The organism is Paenibacillus sp. JNUCC 34 (assembly GCF_058269055.1).
On record NZ_CM177770.1, the window covers coordinates 1,506,312 to 1,524,433 of the forward strand.

The 18,122-nt window shown below is 42.2% G+C and carries 14 protein-coding genes and 1 pseudogene; 12 read left to right on the forward strand and 3 right to left on the reverse strand.

Translation table 11 applies throughout. The features are described 5' to 3' along the window. The first annotated feature begins 16 nt into the window (after positions 1-16). The 3 genes from AC2TF5_RS06860 to AC2TF5_RS06870 are packed head-to-tail and all read left to right on the forward strand — an operon-like array spanning position 17 to position 4,987. On the forward strand, positions 17-1,507 hold the full coding sequence (locus AC2TF5_RS06860; RefSeq protein ID WP_491301445.1) for an ABC transporter ATP-binding protein: 1,491 nt from the start codon (positions 17-19) through the stop codon (positions 1,505-1,507). Continuing rightward, positions 1,507-3,285 carry an ABC transporter ATP-binding protein gene (locus AC2TF5_RS06865; RefSeq protein WP_491301446.1) on the forward strand — a complete coding sequence of 593 codons (1,779 nt, stop codon included), beginning with the start codon at positions 1,507-1,509 and terminating at the stop codon, positions 3,283-3,285. The genes AC2TF5_RS06860 and AC2TF5_RS06865 overlap by 1 nt, the downstream gene beginning before the upstream one ends. Beyond that, positions 3,275-4,987 carry an ABC transporter ATP-binding protein gene (locus AC2TF5_RS06870; protein WP_491301447.1) on the forward strand — a complete coding sequence of 571 codons (1,713 nt, stop codon included), beginning with the start codon at positions 3,275-3,277 and terminating at the stop codon, positions 4,985-4,987. Before AC2TF5_RS06865 ends, AC2TF5_RS06870 begins: the two co-directional genes overlap by 11 nt. A 42-nt stretch (positions 4,988-5,029) precedes the next feature. Here AC2TF5_RS06870 and AC2TF5_RS06875 read toward each other — a convergent pair whose 3' ends face one another. From AC2TF5_RS06875 to AC2TF5_RS06885, 3 genes are read right to left on the reverse strand one after another with little or no spacing between them, the layout of a single operon-like run. Next, positions 5,030-5,713: a hypothetical protein gene (locus tag AC2TF5_RS06875; RefSeq protein ID WP_491301448.1), complete on the reverse strand. Its 684-nt coding sequence runs from the start codon at positions 5,711-5,713 to the stop codon at positions 5,030-5,032. Continuing rightward, positions 5,713-6,603 carry an ABC transporter ATP-binding protein gene (locus tag AC2TF5_RS06880; RefSeq protein ID WP_491301449.1) on the reverse strand — a complete coding sequence of 297 codons (891 nt, stop codon included), beginning with the start codon at positions 6,601-6,603 and terminating at the stop codon, positions 5,713-5,715. Before AC2TF5_RS06880 ends, AC2TF5_RS06875 begins: the two co-directional genes overlap by 1 nt. Positions 6,604-6,615: 12 nt before the next feature. Then, positions 6,616-7,023 carry a hypothetical protein gene (locus tag AC2TF5_RS06885; RefSeq protein WP_491301450.1) on the reverse strand — a complete coding sequence of 136 codons (408 nt, stop codon included), beginning with the start codon at positions 7,021-7,023 and terminating at the stop codon, positions 6,616-6,618. Positions 7,024-7,219: 196 nt separating this feature from the next. On the opposite strand from AC2TF5_RS06885, the gene AC2TF5_RS06890 reads away from it, so the two are divergent. The 9 genes and pseudogenes from AC2TF5_RS06890 to AC2TF5_RS06930 all read left to right on the forward strand — a co-directional run bounded on the left by AC2TF5_RS06890 (position 7,220) and on the right by AC2TF5_RS06930 (position 17,966). Further along, entirely contained in the window at positions 7,220-9,454 is a 2,235-nt protein-coding gene (locus tag AC2TF5_RS06890) for an ATP-binding protein (protein WP_491301451.1), read from the forward strand. Further along, complete coding sequence (locus AC2TF5_RS06895) at positions 9,447-10,070, forward strand: response regulator (protein ID WP_491301452.1); 624 nt, start codon at positions 9,447-9,449, stop codon at positions 10,068-10,070. Before AC2TF5_RS06890 ends, AC2TF5_RS06895 begins: the two co-directional genes overlap by 8 nt. 96 nt (positions 10,071-10,166) lie before the next feature. Further along, positions 10,167-10,277 (forward strand): annotated as a pseudogene (locus AC2TF5_RS06900) (DUF4180 domain-containing protein); the annotation flags it as partial. A 264-nt stretch (positions 10,278-10,541) separates the two neighbouring features. Then, positions 10,542-11,537 (forward strand): hypothetical protein, encoded by a 996-nt coding sequence (locus tag AC2TF5_RS06905; RefSeq protein ID WP_491301453.1) that lies wholly within the window; start codon positions 10,542-10,544, stop codon positions 11,535-11,537. A 15-nt stretch (positions 11,538-11,552) separates the two neighbouring features. Further along, the gene (locus AC2TF5_RS06910) at positions 11,553-11,816 is read left to right on the forward strand and encodes a helix-turn-helix domain-containing protein (RefSeq protein ID WP_491301454.1); all 264 of its coding nucleotides are present in this window, start codon (positions 11,553-11,555) and stop codon (positions 11,814-11,816) included. 258 nt (positions 11,817-12,074) lie between these two features. Then, positions 12,075-12,557, forward strand: coding sequence for a MarR family winged helix-turn-helix transcriptional regulator (locus tag AC2TF5_RS06915; protein ID WP_491301455.1), 483 nt, complete (start codon positions 12,075-12,077; stop codon positions 12,555-12,557). Between the two features lie 76 nt (positions 12,558-12,633). Continuing rightward, positions 12,634-14,853 carry an ABC transporter ATP-binding protein gene (locus AC2TF5_RS06920; RefSeq protein ID WP_491301456.1) on the forward strand — a complete coding sequence of 740 codons (2,220 nt, stop codon included), beginning with the start codon at positions 12,634-12,636 and terminating at the stop codon, positions 14,851-14,853. Then, positions 14,850-16,730, forward strand: a complete 1,881-nt coding sequence (locus tag AC2TF5_RS06925; protein WP_491301457.1) for an ABC transporter ATP-binding protein — start codon at positions 14,850-14,852, stop codon at positions 16,728-16,730. The genes AC2TF5_RS06920 and AC2TF5_RS06925 overlap by 4 nt, the downstream gene beginning before the upstream one ends. 324 nt (positions 16,731-17,054) lie before the next feature. Next, a complete protein-coding gene (locus AC2TF5_RS06930) occupies positions 17,055-17,966 on the forward strand; it encodes a PadR family transcriptional regulator (RefSeq protein ID WP_491301458.1) in 912 nt (303 codons plus the stop codon). Positions 17,967-18,122: the final 156 nt, after the last annotated feature.

The following is an 18,122-nucleotide window of genomic DNA, read 5'->3' on the forward strand; positions in this document are numbered from 1 at the left end:
TGGCAGGGGTGTTTATATGTTAGAGGTCTCTCAATTTTCGTTTTCGTGTGCGAATGACCAGGACGAGGGCGTTGAAAATATCAGTTTTCATGTTAATAAAGGAGAATGTGTCTTATTATGCGGAAAAAGCGGCTGCGGCAAAACGACAATGGTTCGTGCTATAAACGGTTTGATTCCTTATTTTTATGATGGGCAGCGAGAGGGTGAAGTGCTGCTGAACGGACAGGCTGTGGAGAGCAGGCAAATGTATGAATTGAGTGAATTGGCCGGCACCGTTTTTCAAAACCCTAGATCCCAGTTTTTTAATGTAGATACAGACAGTGAGATTGTATTCGGAATGGAAAATATGGCGTATCCCAGAGAAAAGATGGAGGAGAGGATGCAGCAAGTAACGAAAGAGCTGCATTTGGAGAAACTGCGCAATCGCAATATTTTTCATTTATCGGGCGGGGAAAAACAGAAGATTGCTTTTTCCAGTGTATACGCAGTCTCACCAGAGGTATTTGTATTAGATGAACCGTCGTCTAATTTGGATGCTGGAGCAATTGAAGAGCTGAAGGATATGATTGCCTTATTAAAAAGGCAGGGCAAGACAATTATTATATCGGAGCATAGGATTTACTATTTGAGAGATTTAATAGATAAGGCAATTGTGTTAAACAGAGGAAGAGTTATGTCTGTCTATACGCGGGAAGCTTTTTTGCGTCTAACGGACCAGAAGCGGCAACAAATGGGTTTACGTGAGCTTGAACTGAAGAAAGTACGTTTTAGCCATTACGATAAACCGGAACCCGGCAATCGTGATCCGTTGCATGAACTTATCATACGAGATGTTGCTGTTTCGCATAACAAGAAAAAAGTATTGCAAGGCATTCAATTAACCGCCAAGAGTGGCGAAATTATTGCTGTTACCGGGCATAATGGCGCAGGAAAAACGACCTTTGCCAGAGCGCTGTGCGGGCTGCATAAAATTACTTCCGGTAGTATTGATTTTAATGGTCAAAAGTTAACTGCCAAAAAACTAACTGGCTTGGCTTACATGGTTATGCAGGATGTTAATTATCAGTTGTTTGCTGAAACGGTTAAGAAGGAATGCGCCTTTGGTGTGAAAAACGTCGATCCGCATGCTGTATGGCAAGCATTAGAACATATGGAGCTGGCAGCATTTGCAACCCGCCATCCTAACACATTATCAGGAGGACAAAAGCAGAGGCTGGCGGTATCAGCCAGTATAATCAGCAAGAAGGAAATTTTAGTGTTTGATGAACCGACAAGCGGCCTGGATTTTGGTAGTATGCAAAATGTTGCCTCAATTTTGCGCGGTTTGGCTGCAGCCAATAAAATCATTTTCGTTATTACACATGATTTGGAATTTATTGCGTCTTGCTGCACCCGTATTGTTAGGCTTGGAACCGGAGGAATGCAGGAGGACTATCTCCTGAATGAAGAAAATGAACATCGCACAATTCATTACTTTGCAAATAACAAAGCAAAGGTGGAACGGTAATGGAAGAAACGCGGAAACAAGAAAAAAATCCAATAGCTATGCTCCTTGCTTGGGCAGGGCAAAACAGGATTTATTTGTATTTATCAGTTCTGTGTTCGTTAATTAGTGGAATATCTACGATTGTGCCTTATTTTGTTATTTACCGCATTATAGAGCGCGTCTATCATAACCAGTTAACAGAATCCTTTTTTGCGAACAATTTATTGCTTTTGACAGCGGCAATTATTGTTCGTTTCGGATTGTTTGCTGTTTCAGGCACATTGTCTCATAAAGGGGCCTATAATACTCTATTTGAAGTGCGTTGCCGGGTTACAGAACATATGTCGCAAGTTTCACTAGGTTCTTTAAATGAACGCGATACAGGGGAAATGAAGTCTTTGTTAAATGAGGAGATTGAAAAGCTGGAGCTTTTTTTAGCCCATCATTTGCCGGAGCTTATATTTTATATGAGCGGTCCTGTTGCTGTTTTTATCTATCTGTGCACAGTTAATTTGCCGCTCGCATTCATTTCATTGATCCCGTTAATCATTGCAGTTGCAGTAATGGCGATTATGTTCCGCGGCACGAATCAGTTGATGGACCGGGCAACACGTTCTATAGCTGGCCTGAATGCGGCCATTATAGAGTATATTCAAGGAATGCGCCTAATTAAGGCATACAATATGAGCAGTAAATCGTTTAAAAAATATGCTGACGCTGTAGACGATGAGTTTAATGTTTGGAAGGAAATGTCTTTGAAAATGGGTCCGCCATATGCCAGTTATGTCATTATTATAGAATGCGGTTTATTGCTGATGGTTCCGATCGGTGGCATGTGGTTTCTAAACGGCAGTTTGACCGGTAGTATGTTTATCCTGTTTGCTTTTGTAGGTTCCTTGTATTTAACTGAGCTGCGTCCTTTGCAGGAGCTGGGTTCTAATTTTGCGCAAGTGTTAAACGCAGTCAAGAAATGCAACGCTTTTTTAGAGACGCCGGTCTTTGAGAATGGCAAGGCTTTTCCAAGCCATTATGCCATACAATTAAAAAATGTCAGCTTTTCGTATGACCGCCAAAAGGACCGACTGAAAAATGTCAATTTGTCGATTGCTGAAAATGAGAGAATAGCCATTGTTGGCGCTTCCGGAGCCGGAAAAAGCACAATCGTTCAATTAATTTCCCGTTTCTATGATGTAGATCAGGGTGAAGTGTTGATCGGTAATATAAATGTTAAAGACATTGACTATGAGGAACTGTTACAACATATCACTATTGTGTTTCAAAAGTCCTTTTTAACGAGCGGCACTGTTTTTGAAAACATTGTAATGGGTTCTCATGCAACACTGGAGGAGGTAAGGGAAGCGGCCAGAAAAGCGCAAATAGACGATTTTATCCACTCTCTGCCGGACGGTTACGATACCAAGTTAGGCAGCTATGGCACCCGGTTTTCGGGTGGCGAAAAACAGAGGATTGCTATAGCGCGCGCTATTTTGAAAAATTCCCCGATTCTCATTTTGGATGAGGCGACTTCTGCGGCTGACCCGGAGAATCAAGCTGAAATTGATCAAGCAATAGCTGCGCTTTGCGTCGGCAAAACCGTCATTATTATTGCACACCGGCTTGGTGTTATTAAGCATTGCAACAGGGTTGCGATTGTAGAGAATCAGACTGTTCAGGCATGCGGTACACATCAGGAAATGTTAGAGAAGAGTCCGTCATACAGGAAGGCCTGGCAAAATTACAGTAAAGCCAGAGAAATTACGTACGAATTTGCGGAGGAGATTCAGGGAAATGAACTATAAAAAAGCATTTAAGAAGAACACCTCCTTTTACATCTCTGTTTTATTCAATGTAATTGAGGGTATGCTGGCAGGCTTTAATTTTATCGTGTTGTATCATGCCATTGAAGCTTTAATGACGGAGCAATTGACGCCTCAAAAGCTGTACCAGACCATTTTCCTGTTAAGTGTCATATTTCTTATCCGTTTAGTTGTTTATGCGTATGGTTACACCAGAGGGCAAATCGGAGGAGCGAGCGTAAGCAAAATTTTGCGGCTTGCTTTGGGCGATAAAATGAGGAAGATTCCGCTCTCTTTCTTTACCAAAGCGCAAACTGGCGAGTATATTAATGCGGCAACTGCCAGTGTTAACAGTTATGAGAAAGTGTTGACGCATAAAATCGGCGATATTATTAAAAATGCTTCATTTGCTTTATTGCTTACAGGTTATGTTGCAACGATTTATGCACCTGCCGGGGCAGTCATTTTATGCGCAGGTTTGCTTCTGATTCCATCGCTCTATCTTTCTTTTCTTATGGTGAAAAAATACGGCAACCGGAAAAAAGAGATTATGACCGACAATACAAGCGCGGTAGTCGAGTATATAAACGGCATTCAAACGATGCGTGCGTATGGACTGGGCGGTACTAAAAACAGAGCAACTACGCAATCTATGAAGGCTTACAGTGACATCAGCTATGTATATGAAATAAAAGTTATACCGATCGGTACCGTTTTTAGTATACTGAGCTGGCTAAGTCTTCCTATTGTTTTATTTCTGGCTGGAAATCAATGGATGAAAGGGGGAGTGGAGGCCTCTTCCTTTTTTCTAATCGGAATTGCACCGCTGTTCACATGCAAATTGTTTGGCACCTTGTTTGTCGATTTAACTTCTTATAAAAATCTAATGATTGCCAAAAAGCAAATTGAACATTTATTTGAGGCGCCGGAAGAGCCGTTAAACCAGAATCCGCTTGTACCGGGGGATTACAGTATCACTTTTCAGGATGTTGATTTTGCATATAACAAAGGCGAAGATGTTTTGCGCGGTATAAATATTACGATGGCTTCGGCAAAATTTACGGCTATTGTCGGATCTTCAGGATCAGGAAAATCAACCGTTTTAAATCTGATAACCAAATATTATGAACCGGATCTCGGCAATGTATATATCGGCAAGCAAAATATTCAAGAGGTTGCCTCAGAGAAGGTGCTGCAGAAGATTTCTATGGTGGACCAGGATGTTTTTCTGTTTAACGATACCATTCTAAACAATATCCGTTATGCGAAACCGGAAGCCACGGAACAAGAGGTTATTGCGGCAGCGAAGGAAGCAGGCTGCCATGCGTTCATTGAAAAGCTGGAGCATGGTTACGATACGATGGCCGGAGAAAACGGCAATAAGTTCTCCGGCGGCGAGAGACAGCGAATATCTATAGCGCGCGCTATATTAAAGGACAGTCCTATTTTGTTGCTAGATGAAGCCACAGCGTCTTTGGATATAGAAAACGAATTAGCCGTAAAAGAAGCCATTAAAAATCTTTTGAGAAAGAAAAAAACAGTCGTGATGATCGCCCATACGCTTTCCATTATTAAAAATGCAGACAAGATTTTGGTGATGGATGGAGGCAAAATGGCAGAAGGGGGAACTCATCAGGAACTTCTCGAAAAAGGCGGGAAGTATGCGGCCATGTGGCATACGGAGTCCAAGCTAAGTACAGCCTAGTCCAAAAAAATGGATAAAAGAACAGCCCACAACTATATGTAGCTACAATTCTATCTTCCGTATCCGTATAGTTCCAATATAATTCATCAATAGTCCACCAAGAATAAGCAATACGCTCACATAGAAAAGTTTGTGGGCATCAAGCACAAGCAAGGCTGACGGCTCCATATAGAAAAAGGGCAGAAGCTGGTACCATTCATGAGCCTGCAGAAAAGAATTAAATATCGGAATAAGCACATATAAAACAAGCAGCGCGCTCATTAAAGCAATAACCGTTTGCCGCAATAAAATGCTTAGCAGCTGAGCAAAGGACAAATAGGCAAACGCCAGCACAAAATAAACAAAGCATTGCCTGAGCAGCAGAGAAAATGCGGGCGACTGCAGTGCTAAGGCAGCAACAACGACGGCGCTGAGTAGAACCGAGAATAAGTAAAAAATAATGTACTTGAAAGTAAAGCTCCAATAAAAGGAGGCTCTGGCCACATTACTGAGCAGCGCCGTTCTTAGGATGCCGGATTCTGCGAGCCGCGCTAGTTCGGTTGAGGCGAGCGCTGTAATCGTTAATGTGATGATCGTAAATAAAATGGTTTCTGCAGATCCAGCACCGGGAAGCGCAAATCTGAAAAGGACAGGAAACGCTATTAAAAAGGCGATGTATAGATACAACATCAGACTGCGCCTGTATCTCAGCCATTCACTGGATAGAATGGAAGCTATCGTCATCATCAATCAACTCCATGCTCGAAGTATTTTTTTAATTGCCGGGATGTATTCGTTACCTCATAGAAATCAATGCCATGCTGAACAAAAAACGAGAAAATAGACGGCAGCTCGGCCCGATTGGCGCTGACGAGAATGCGGTCTCCCTTCAGTGCCATGCTGCAGCCTGTTTCGAAGCGACTCAGCAAAGGCGAAATGACCGGGATTTGCCGAGGGTTAATCGAGATTTCAAATAACTGGCTGGTCTCGTTATGCCATATGCGGTCCTGCTTCAACCGGCCATTCTCCAAAAAGAGAATGCGGTTGGACAGCTCCTCCAGCTCCTCCAGCAGGTGACTGGAAACAATAAGCGTTTTGCCGCTCTCGTAAAGCTTTTTTAGAATGCTTTTCATTTCATTTTTGGCATGCGGGTCTAACCCGTTAAACGGCTCATCTAATATAATTAACGAGCTGCTGGAGGCAAACACGCGAGCAATCGCCAGCTTCTGTTTCATGCCCAGCGAATAGTGGCGAAACTGCTTGTTTTTTGCCTCCTCTAGCTGAACAAACTGCAAAGCAGTCTGGACGCGCTCCTCCGAATAATGGCCGTCCAGCCTCGTAAAATAAATTAAATTGTCTTTGCCGGTAAGTGTCGGGAAAAAGAGGGGCGTTTCAATTAACGCTTTCGTGTCTTTTAGCAGCTTCATCCGGTTCTGGTCGGTTATTTTTTCTCCTTCCCACAGGATCTCGCCGTTATAGTGAGGAACTAAGCCCGCTATGATCTTCATCAATGTGCTTTTACCGGCACCGTTGGCCCCGATTAATCCGATAAAATCCGATCTGTTAATCTCCACGGACAAATGATCAAGCGCATATTTATCCCCATAAAGCTTGCTAATATTACGAAGCTGAAGCAATTTCCATCTCTCCTATCTTTTAATCAGCTTGATAGTAAAGTCGCTATTCCCTGTAACGATGAACGATGTTGCATGATCAAATGGAACCTTTTGCGCTTCCTCATACAAAATCTCGCTCTTCATTTGCGGGGCACGGCTCTGCACATCGCGATAAAGCTCATCATTTAACGGAACCGTCAATATTTCTTCTTGAGCAGCGTTAAGTAACTGAATTTCACCCTCGCCGGATACGGATACTACCGCATACTGCCCCGATAGCTTTAGCGTATCCGCCATGTACGTGCCGGAAGTCAGCTCCAGTTCCTGCTTTGCACCAAAACCGATGCGTACTTTTTCCTGTTTTAAAAGCAGCAGCGTTCCCGCTGCAACGGCAAGCAACAGCAGTACCGCAACGAGCCATCGTCCTTTCTGTTTCATCATTCCTGTAACCCTCCTGTTGAATCAATAATGGTCCCTTCAAGAATAGCATTCACTTCTGCAGAAGTACGATAGTGTGCTTCCGAAAACAGGATGGTGCTGTTCCGCAAAGAATGATGGTGGATATCCGAAAATAGCAAAAATAGACTTCCTATCTTTTTTATTTTGTAAGATGATAGGAAGCAAGGTTATTAAAGAGGTGAGCATACTGAAATTTCCTAAATATTGGTTTTGGGTTACGATAACGGTATATGTCTTATTAAGCGCGGTTGTATTGATTGCGGTGTTGGACAAACCATTTGTAAGCATTAAGCTTGACCATAACATGGGCAATTGGACCGTGAAGGAAATGTATTATCCCGAGTGGGGAGAGCAGGCGGGGATTGCAGTAGGAGACAGGATTGTAGAGGTTGATGGCAAACGGATAGAGCAATCTCCACTTATCGTTGTAGATCAGGGAATAAGGGCCGCGAACTCGCTTTACGTCATAAAAGCAGATGGCCGGGCTTTCAACATAGAGCTTGCTCATCAGGATTTGCCGAAGCAATTTTATTTGCAGTTCCTGCTGCCGCTTTGTTATGGCGTATTGGCGTTATTTCTCACCTATTATGTTTATAAAAGAAAAGATAAGAAACAGGTTGATTTGGAATTATTTTTATTAACCTTGTCATTGGCTTACATTAGCTCAGGCGCGGCATCGAGAGCTGGCTTGGCCGGGCTGGTCATTAATGGCGCAAGTATGGCAGCATGCCTTATTCTTTTCATTCAGGTGTTAAAAAGCTATTTTCATTCCTTAGATCTGGAATGGCTCTTCATAAAGAGGGCATATTTACTGTACATTCTGCCGTTAGCGGCCGCGATTTGCGGCGTACTGCGCTGGCTTTTTCCAGCCTTCCATACAGCAGGCTCATTGATCCAATTATTTATTGTGCTGTCGCTTGGCGCATACATATTTTATATTGTTTTTTACAGTTACAGGAAATATAGAACGCGGCGAATTTGGCTGTTGCTTGTTATATTAATTTCGCCCCTGATCTGCTTTTGTTTCCTATACTTGCTGCCAAAGCTTCTGCTTGGGAGACATTTGCTGTCTGCGGACGTACTGCTCATGCTGCTTTTTATTTTGCCGTTTGGACTATTGTGGCTATATTTTACCAATCGTTTGTTTGATATAGCTTATTATATTAACCGTCTACGTTATTACTTGGGTTTTGCGCTGATTATGGCTCTTGTTATTACTATAGGAGCTTATTACATTACAGGGAGTATGCTGCCTGATACAAAGCTTCTATTATTATTTTTGCTTGTGCTATGCGTTCAACTGCTAGGCTTATATATGAAAGAGCGCGTTGATTACAGCCGACGTAAAATTTTGTTTTCTGCCAAAGGAGATGCCGTCCATCAGCTGTATTCCTCGATTAATCGAATAGGAAAAGCCGCCAACCATCATGAGTTATTCGAGCTTATAAAAGATGAAATGAAAATTAAGCTGAATGCTTCGCAAACGGAAATTGTGGTGCGCAAGGCTGCTCTGTATCCGGGCATGCAAGCAGGCGAGGTCCTAAGGAAAGGCGATGCCTACCATGTTTTGCTACACCAAAATGCAAATGAAAGTATGCATATGACGCTTGTGATGGATCAAACGAACAGGAAATTGACGAATGAGCAGCTGCAGTGGCTGGAGCTGTTGGTGTTGTATGTGGATCATTTTATTGAGAATATACAGCTGGTAGAGAAGCTTGTTCTGGAAATCAAGCAGATGAAAACGTTTAATGAGAATCAAATCCCTTGGCTGGATAAAGTGCTTTGGCGTATGTTTGAGGAAGAAAAGCAATTGCTGGCCCAGGAGCTGCATGATACGATTTTGCAGGAGCAAATTCAGTTAATTCGGGAAATCGGCGAAGCTGCAAGAGAACAGGATATTGGTACCCTCCATTCGAGGCTGCTGCACATTCGTGAGCAATTGGACGAAGCGGCCCAGGATTTAAGAGAATACTGTGAGCATTTAAGTCCGCCTTTATTAACGACGATGGGGCTTTATGCCGCGCTGCATAAATTGATTCAAAAAGTGAAAATGCGGGCATTTTTCAGACTCGAGGTTGAGCTGGACATGATTGAAAATGAGGATGCGCAGGTCAATTTAATCATTTACCGTATTTTTCAGGAGCTCCTTAACAATGCATTAAAGCATTCGCAGGCAAAGCGGGTTACTATAAAATTGGCAGCTTTAGATATGGGGGGCTTCGAGCTGTTTTATGAGGATGATGGCGTTGGATGCAGTGTTGAAGATATGCTGGAAACGTCGCATACGATGGGAATTAGGGGAATGAGGGAGCGGATCAAAGCGTTTAGCGGAGAGATGCTGATTCAGTCCACGCCAAATGCGGGCATGCGCATTGAGGTGCGAATGAGGGGAGCGCAGGCAAGTGATTAACATATTAATTGTAGATGATCATCCAATCGTATTAGCTGGAACGAAGCTACTGTTTCAGCATGCGGCAGATATGCGGATCGAGACAGAAAGCGATGCGGCAAGCGTAATGGCAAAGGTGCGTGAATGTCCCTTTGATCTTTATATACTGGATATTAATATGAAGCCGCTAAATGGCGTAGAGCTGGCGCAGCAGATTAAAGAGGTACAGGAAAACGCGCGAGTTATATTATATACGGGATATGAAACAAGCGATTACTACGAGCTGCTGCTTGAGCGGAAAATCGACGGGCTTTTGCCGAAAACTGCGGACAAGGAGCATGTGCTGCAGACGATACGTTTTATTATGAAAGGGGAGGTCGTGATATCAGAGGAATTTCTTGTTTATATGAACAAAAGAATAAATTCCTCCTCTGCGGATGCAGTCCCGGCCTTTACTGAAAAGGAGCTGAGCATTATTAAGTTGCTTGGCCAGTCCTACACGAATAAAGCGATAGCCATTGAGCTGTCCACGACGCAGCGAACCGTAGAAAACATGCTGTCCAAAATTTTCGTTAAGCTTCAGGTTGATTCACGAATTGAGGCGGTCATTCAGGCGCAAAAGCGCGGGCTGCTTTGAGATTATCATGAGTATAAGCTAACCAGGAGGGTGATTATGAATATTACGAAGGTAGAAATAGGCGGGGAAAATATGCTGTCGTGAGCAGCAGCGAGATATTCAAGTCGAAGCTTTCAAGATTTCACTTATGAATGTAATAACGGAAACGATTTCTTTTTCTTACCGACCGAACAACAAGCGATTGAAAAGTTAAGTATGTTGAAGTAGAAGATGGCTCTGTAACTAAAGAAGTCGCTAAACACAAGGATTTCCGAGTGTTTGGCGGCTTTTTTCTATGCCCGAACAATGAATCCTCTCCAATTTTATTGGGGGATATAACCAGGATTACCAAATGCTTGACAAATGAATGTGAAATTATATATAGTAAGTAGTAAGTGATAAGTAGTAAGTAGTAAGTAAAATACAAATAATTCCATATACAAAGTAAACATTAGCCAGCATGAATAAAATCATGAATAGAGGTGGTTTGCTATGACAGATCTAAAATTAGCGCAAAGTTTTTCGATTATTGCGTTAAATGCACAGAGTAGTCTTTACATGACTACTGTGAAGAAAGTGGCTCTTCGTTGCATGGCAGCAGCAGTTATTTTAGAGGCCTACTTAGACAGCGCTATTACACAAACTGAGAATAAATTAATTTTGAAAAATGATGTACTTGAACAATCTGATACAACGCTCTATCGAGAAACTATTTTAAAACCCTTACTCCACAAAAAAAATGAGGTAGAGGGTAATCTGAAAATGTGGCTTAAAAGGGCTTCTATGCTTCCTGAGAAAAAAATGGTAAAGTTCGAGCGCGCAATATCCGATTCTCTAAAGGCAGTGGATTTGCTTGAGGAAATCCCGAGTCTGTTGGGGTGCGACCTATATTATGATTCCGCAGGCGTTGCAATCAAAGATTATCGTAGCAATATTGAGGCATACTCAAGGATCACAGAGAATATTCGAGCAGAAATTTTGGAAGATGGCTCGGTAACAGATGAGGTTATTTGTATGATTTGGCTTCTTCGCGAAAGTGGATGTATGCATGATTTTTTCTCCAGGAACGAGCTAAAAAAGGTGAATGCCAGAATGAATGAATTATATCAAAGTGCTTTACTGGCAAAAGCATTGTTTCCAATCCAAATCCATCACGGGATCGAAATAGCAATCAAAAAATTCCTTCATATGAAGACAAGGTTTGTGAAGACAACTGTGGGCAGCAGTATAAATTTCTTTTTTCCCATGCTTGAGCGCTCGCAAGCTGTCTTTATTGAAACGGAGGCTTGGTTTTCCAATTCCAATAAAAGATTGAACGATGTAATTACGCGGTTAGAGTCCTATGGCCATGTGATTAAAGTATTAGAAAAAGGGTCGATTTCGACAATAAAAATAGATAATTTGGTTTACGAAGCGATTCCGCATGCCGTTTACACGATGAGAGTGCCAATTCAAGGTGTGCGTTTACTTCCGAAATGCCCAATTTAAAGGAGTTGGGTAATCATGTCCAGACAACGTTCCATGGAAACCATATTAACCTCTGAGTTCGTATCCATAGGGGAATTAGTGCGGCTTACGAATACTCGCTATAGTACACTGAAATTTTACACAGAAGAAGGTATGCTGCCTTTTGAACAAGCAGAAGAGAATCTGACACGTAGATATAAAAGGGAGGAAACCGTCGCACTCATTCTTTTGATTAAAGAACTGAAAACAGGCGGATTATCTATCCCGCAAATTAAACAAGCTCTCAAAAATATTGTATAACATCGGGGTTTCCCGGTGTTTTTTTGTTTTATCGAAGTAATATTAGTTCTGATGGAGCCATATCATAGGCCGTCACCCATTAGATCTGAACTTGGTTAGGTTTTGATTGCAACCAGCAGGAAATAATTACAATCAATAAAAATTGCTGAAACGTATTTACTCTGAATATATATTTAGGTAAACTAACTAATAGCTAATCTAATTAATTGGTTGTCTAATTATTAAGTCGAGAATAGTAATGTCGAATGGAGGGAGAACATGGATCGGGAGCGTAGTCAAGGTAAACGATTGATTGAGGCTATGGCCAAAATAAAACGTGTGTCATCTAAGCATCAATTTGATGACATTTTGCCTCAACGCGAATTTTATGTAATGGAAATTATTAATAGTCGAATGCAGTGCAATAACTCCGATGAAGAGGAGCAGCATGCTCCGCTAGGTATTAAAGTATCTGAATTGAGTGAGATATTGCATATTACAATGCCTTCAGTCTCACAGATGATCAATGGTTTAGAGCAGAAAGGTTATGTGAAGCGCGTCACTACTAAAAATGACCGGCGAGTTGTGTATATAACGCTCGATGTTGAAGGAGAGGCTGCATTAAAAAAAGCCAAAAAAACCTTCTTATCTTTTACCGATGAAATTGTAACTCGGCTTGGACATGAAGAAACAGAGCAGCTTATCACCCTATGCAATCGCCTTTACGAGATTATTGGTGACATCAAGAGTCGTCAATCCTAATCATGCAATCTGTAAGAACACTCATTTGATATCATCTTCGATCTTACTTAACGATTAGAAAGGAAAGGAACATGTCATGGTTAAACTTGCAAAGTATTTGAAGCCATTCACCGTATCGCTCATTGTAGCGATTGCGCTGTTGTTCGGACAGGCACTGTCAGACCTGAATCTGCCGAATTTCATGTCCGACATCGTCAACACGGGCATTCAGCAGAACGGTATTGAGAGTGCTGTACCTGAAGCGATCAGCGAGGACGGCTTCGCGCTGATGACCTCCTTAATGAAGGAGCAGGATAAAACGATTGTTGAGCAGCATTATTCGCTGGTCAACGTAGGAGATGAGAAGTATCTCGATAAATATCCTCTGCTAGAAAGTCATAATGTATACATTTTAAAGGATACGGAAAGCAGTAGCATTGACGAATTGAATCCAATCTTCGGAAGAGCTGCTTCAACCTTTATCGAAATCTCGAAGCAGTTGGCTGCGTCTTCAGGTGATCAAGCTGCTGCTAAAGAGATGGATATGAGCAATATTGATTTCAATGAACTATACGCATTGACACCTGTATTCCAGCAGCTTCCTGCCGAGAAGCTGGATGAGGCAATCGCATCTGCTAATCAGATGGATCCTGCCATGCAGGTTCAGACGGGAACAGCTTTCGTTAAGCTAATGTACGGTGAACTTGGAATGGATGTAGGCAAGATTCAGAGCATGTATATTATGAAGACAGGATTAATCATGCTTCTGATCGCCTTAGGTGGAGCCATTGCTGCGATTGGTGTCGGATATCTATCTGCACGAGTTGCAGCTGGTGTAGCCAAGAAGCTTCGTCGCGATGTATTCAGCAAGATTGAAAGTTTCTCGAATAATGAGTTTGACAAGTTCTCGACTTCGTCACTTATTACACGTACGACAAACGATATTACACAGATTCAGATGCTCATTATCATGGGTATCCGTATCTTGTTCTACGCTCCGATCTTAGGGGTAGGCGGTGTCATCATGGTGATGAGGGAGAATAGCTCCATGACCTGGATTATCGGTTTGGCTGTTGCCCTGCTGATTGCGCTAATTGGAGTTGTATTCTCTGTCGCGATGCCGAAGTTCAAGATGATTCAGAAACTCATTGATAAATTAAATCTCGTTTCGAGAGAAAATTTGAGCGGACTTACGGTTGTACGTGCATTCAGCACACAGGCATTTGAGAAGAAACGTTTTGACAATGCAAACCAAGATTTGACGAAAACGAACTTATTCGTAAACCGCGTTATGGTATTTATGATGCCAGCTATGATGCTCATAATGAACCTTATTACTTTGCTGATTGTATGGGTCGGTGCTAATCAGGTCGCTGAATCTGCAATGCAAGTAGGGGATATGATGGCGTTTATGCAATATGCAATGCAAATCATTATGTCCTTCTTAATGATCTCGATGATGTTCATTATGGTGCCGCGTGCTTCGGTATCTGCTCAGCGTATCGTAGAAGTGCTGTCAACGAAACCTTCTATTGAAGATCCTGCTCAGACGAAGCCGTTTAAGTCCGATAAGACTGGTGTTGTTGAGTTCCGCGATGTTAGCTTCCATTATCAGGATGCACCGGAAGATGTGCTGACTAATATTACATTTACAGCCAAGCCGGGTGAAACAACAGCATTTATCGGTTCTACAGGTTCAGGCAAATCCACGCTGATTAACTTGATTTCTCGCTTCTATGATGTCACACAAGGTGAAATTATTGTTAACGGTGTTAATGTAAAAGATGTAACACAGCATGATCTTCACGACCAGATTGGTTATGTACCTCAGAAGGGTGTGCTGATGTCAGGCTCGATTGCGAGCAATCTCCGCTACGGAAAGAGAGAAGCTTCCGATGAGGAAGTGCATCTAGCTGCTGAAATTGCTCAAGCCACTGACTTTATTCTCAAGGATGAGGACGGTTTTGAGAAGAAGATATCAGAAGGCGGCGCGAATGTATCCGGCGGTCAGAAGCAGCGTCTATCGATTGCACGTGCACTTGTGAAGAGACCTCCAATCTATATCTTTGATGACAGTTTTTCCGCGCTTGACTATAAGACCGATATTGCTCTCAGGCAGGCGTTGAAGAAATATACAGGAGACACCACGGTTCTTATCGTTGCACAGCGCGTTAGTACGATTCGCCATGCAGAACAAATTATTGTATTGGATGAAGGTAAGATCGTCGGAATAGGCACACATGAAGAACTGCTTCAGAACTGCCCGACATACTTGGAGATTGCTTCATCCCAGCTTTCGAAGGAGGAATTGCAATGAGTGAGAAAGCCTCCAAGTTTAGAAAACCGAAGAATAGAGGGCCGATGGGCGGCGGACCTGGTGGACCAGGGATGATGATGCCTGGTGAGAAGGCGAAGGACTTTAAAGGAACCTTTAAGAAGCTGATTGCTTACTTGGGTCAATATAAGATTGCAGTAGCATTCGTTATCCTGTTTGCTATCGGATCTACAATATTCAATATATTAGGACCTAAAATACTTGGTCAAGCGACAACCAAACTATTCGAAGGTGTCATGAATATGATCTCGGGTACAGGTAACGGCATTGACTTTAGTTATATAAGTCAGATTATGTTTATCCTTGTCGTACTCTATATCATCAGTGCACTGTTTGCTTACATTCAAGGTTATATTATGTCTCATGTTTCGATGAAGGTGACTTATAATCTGAGACGCGATATCTCGGAGAAGATTCATAAGCTGCCATTGAAGTACTTTGATAAACGTAATTATGGTGAAGTATTGTCGCATATCACGAATGACGTTGATGCGATCAGCCAGAGCTTGAACCAAAGCTTGACTCAGATCATCACCTCAGTAACGAGTATTATCGGGATTTTGGTCATGATGTTTACGATCAGCTGGCAGATGTCGTTAGTCGCGCTCTGCGTTCTGCCGATGTCTTTTATCTTCATTATGCTGGTAGTGAAGAAGTCGCAGAAGCACTTCGTTGCACAACAAGAGTCTCTCGGACATGTCAATGGGCACATTGAAGAGATGTATGGTAGCCATACGGTGATGAAGGCGTTCAATGGAGAGGAAGAGTCGCTTAAGAAGTTTGATGAACATAACGAGAAGCTGTACAGTTCCGCATGGAAATCGCAATTCCTCTCTGGAATGATGATGCCTATTATGAGCTTTATCGGCAATATTGGGTACGTAGCGATTTGTATTCTCGGTGGATACTTGGCTGCAAATGGCCGAATCTCTGTCGGTGATATCCAAGCCTTTATCCAATATATGCGCCAGTTTACGCAGCCAATTGCGCAGGTTGCGAATATCTCGAACGTCCTGCAGCAAACAGTTGCGGCTTCTGAACGCGTATTTGAATTCTTGGCAGAAGAGGAAGAGCCTGCAGATACGGCAACGCCAGTAGATGCTTCTCATGTGCAAGGTGCTGTTAGCTTTGAAAATGTTCACTTTGGATACAATCCAGAGAAAACAATTATTAATAACTTTACGGCAAGTGTTCAACCTGGACAGAAGGTCGCTATTGTTGGACCTACAGGTGCTGGTAAGACAACGATCATTAAGCTGTTAATGCGCTTCTACGATATTCAAGATGGTGCAATCATGATCGATGGCAACGACATTCGCGATTTCACTCGCAACGATTTGCGCTCGATGTTCGGAATGGTTCTACAGGATACTTGGTTGTATAACAATACCATTAGGGAAAATATCCGCTATGGTAAGCTCGATGCAACCGATGATGAGCTCTACGCTGCGGCTAAGGCTGCTCAGGTTGATCACTTCATTCGTACGCTGCCTGATGGCTATGACATGGTGCTTAACGAAGAAGCAAGCAATGTGTCACAAGGTCAGAAACAGCTGCTTACGATCGCACGTGCGATCTTGTCCAATCCGAAGATTCTGATCTTGGACGAAGCGACCAGCTCGGTTGACACCCGTACCGAAGTTCTGATTCAAAAAGCGATGGCGAATCTAATGAAGGGACGAACGAGCTTCGTGATTGCTCACCGTCTGTCAACGATTCGCGATGCCGACCTCATCTTTGTGATGAAGGATGGCGATATTATCGAGCAAGGTACGCATGATGAGCTGTTAGCTCAGGGCGGTTTCTACGAAAACCTGTACAACAGTCAGTTCTCTGAGGGTGAGGAAGAAGCGAGTTAATGAAGTGAATGAGGCCCCTACCGCTGTGTGGATCTGTTAGCGATTAGGCCTGTGGGTTTAAATAGTTCCACTGCCTATATTGGGTAGTGGGACTAAACCATGGTGGGAGATTTCATCGCTGGCAGCGAAGAGGTAGGGGCCGATCCCTTAGGCTCCACCAAATACAAATATTAAACACGCCAAATGAGGCGTGTTTTTTTTGTTTGGTGGAGCCCCGGCGTCTGACTTCGGTAACCTGCAGAATATTGGATTTTTTATGTTTACAATAACAGTAACATAGGTTACTGTTAACATACGTTATTGATAACAATTAGAGGTGAATTTATGTCTATCCAATATGCAATACTAGGTCTTCTCAGTTGGAAGCCTTCTTCAGGGTATGAACTAAAAAAGATTATTGAAGAATCTTCAACAATGTACTGGTCTGGTAACAACAATCAAATATACAAATCACTTGTAAAGCTACTGGGTGAAGGTCTGGTGACTAATGAGATTCAACATCAGGAGAGTTCTCCATCAAAGAAAATATATAGTATTACGGATGAAGGACTTGCTAGATTAAGAGAATGGGTTCTTTCAGAACCGGAAGTTCCTGAGTTCAAGAACACTTTCCTAATTCAATTGGCGTGGGCTGAACAACTAAGTAACGAGGAATTAAATGAATTGCTGGTACAATATGAAAGTAAGTTAAACATACATATTTTATTCCAGCAGGAAAAAATTAGACGTGGAGTTATTTCACCTGATAGAAACTCACGTGAAGTATTTTTATGGAATAAGATTTCCGAAAACCTGCTTTCCTCCTATTACAATGAACTGAATTGGGTTCAAGGAATTCGTAAAGAACTTAAAGAATTAATTGAGGAGCGGATGATAATTAACTATAAAATTATTGAGAACGGAACTCAAAAATATATCGAGTTTATATCAACCCCAACCCCACTTAGCACAGAACAGGATGCTGTGGATCTCGTTGCCTTATGCAAAGAAAGTGAAACGAATCTTCTTTTGCTGCATAGCCATGTTCTTTCAGAAGACTTTTTCAAACTTAGAACTGGCGTAGCAGGAAATATGATTCAAAAATTTATCAATTATCATGTAAAAACTGCAGCTGTCATTCCAAAAGAGTTGGTTAACAGAGGCAAATTTAAGGAAATGGTACTCGAATCAAATCATAGTAACCATTTTAGAGTTTTTGAAACTAAAGAAGATGCAGAGAGTTGGCTTTTGAAATAATAATAAAATGGAGGAGCAGAATAAAGTAGAAGGAATGGATATGTGACGATCTTGATAGATTGTAATTTGATTAGAAATGTGGAACAAAATTATAAACACGCCAATTGAGGCGTGTTTTATTTATTTAGTCCAAAGGAATTTTACGCTATGTATCGA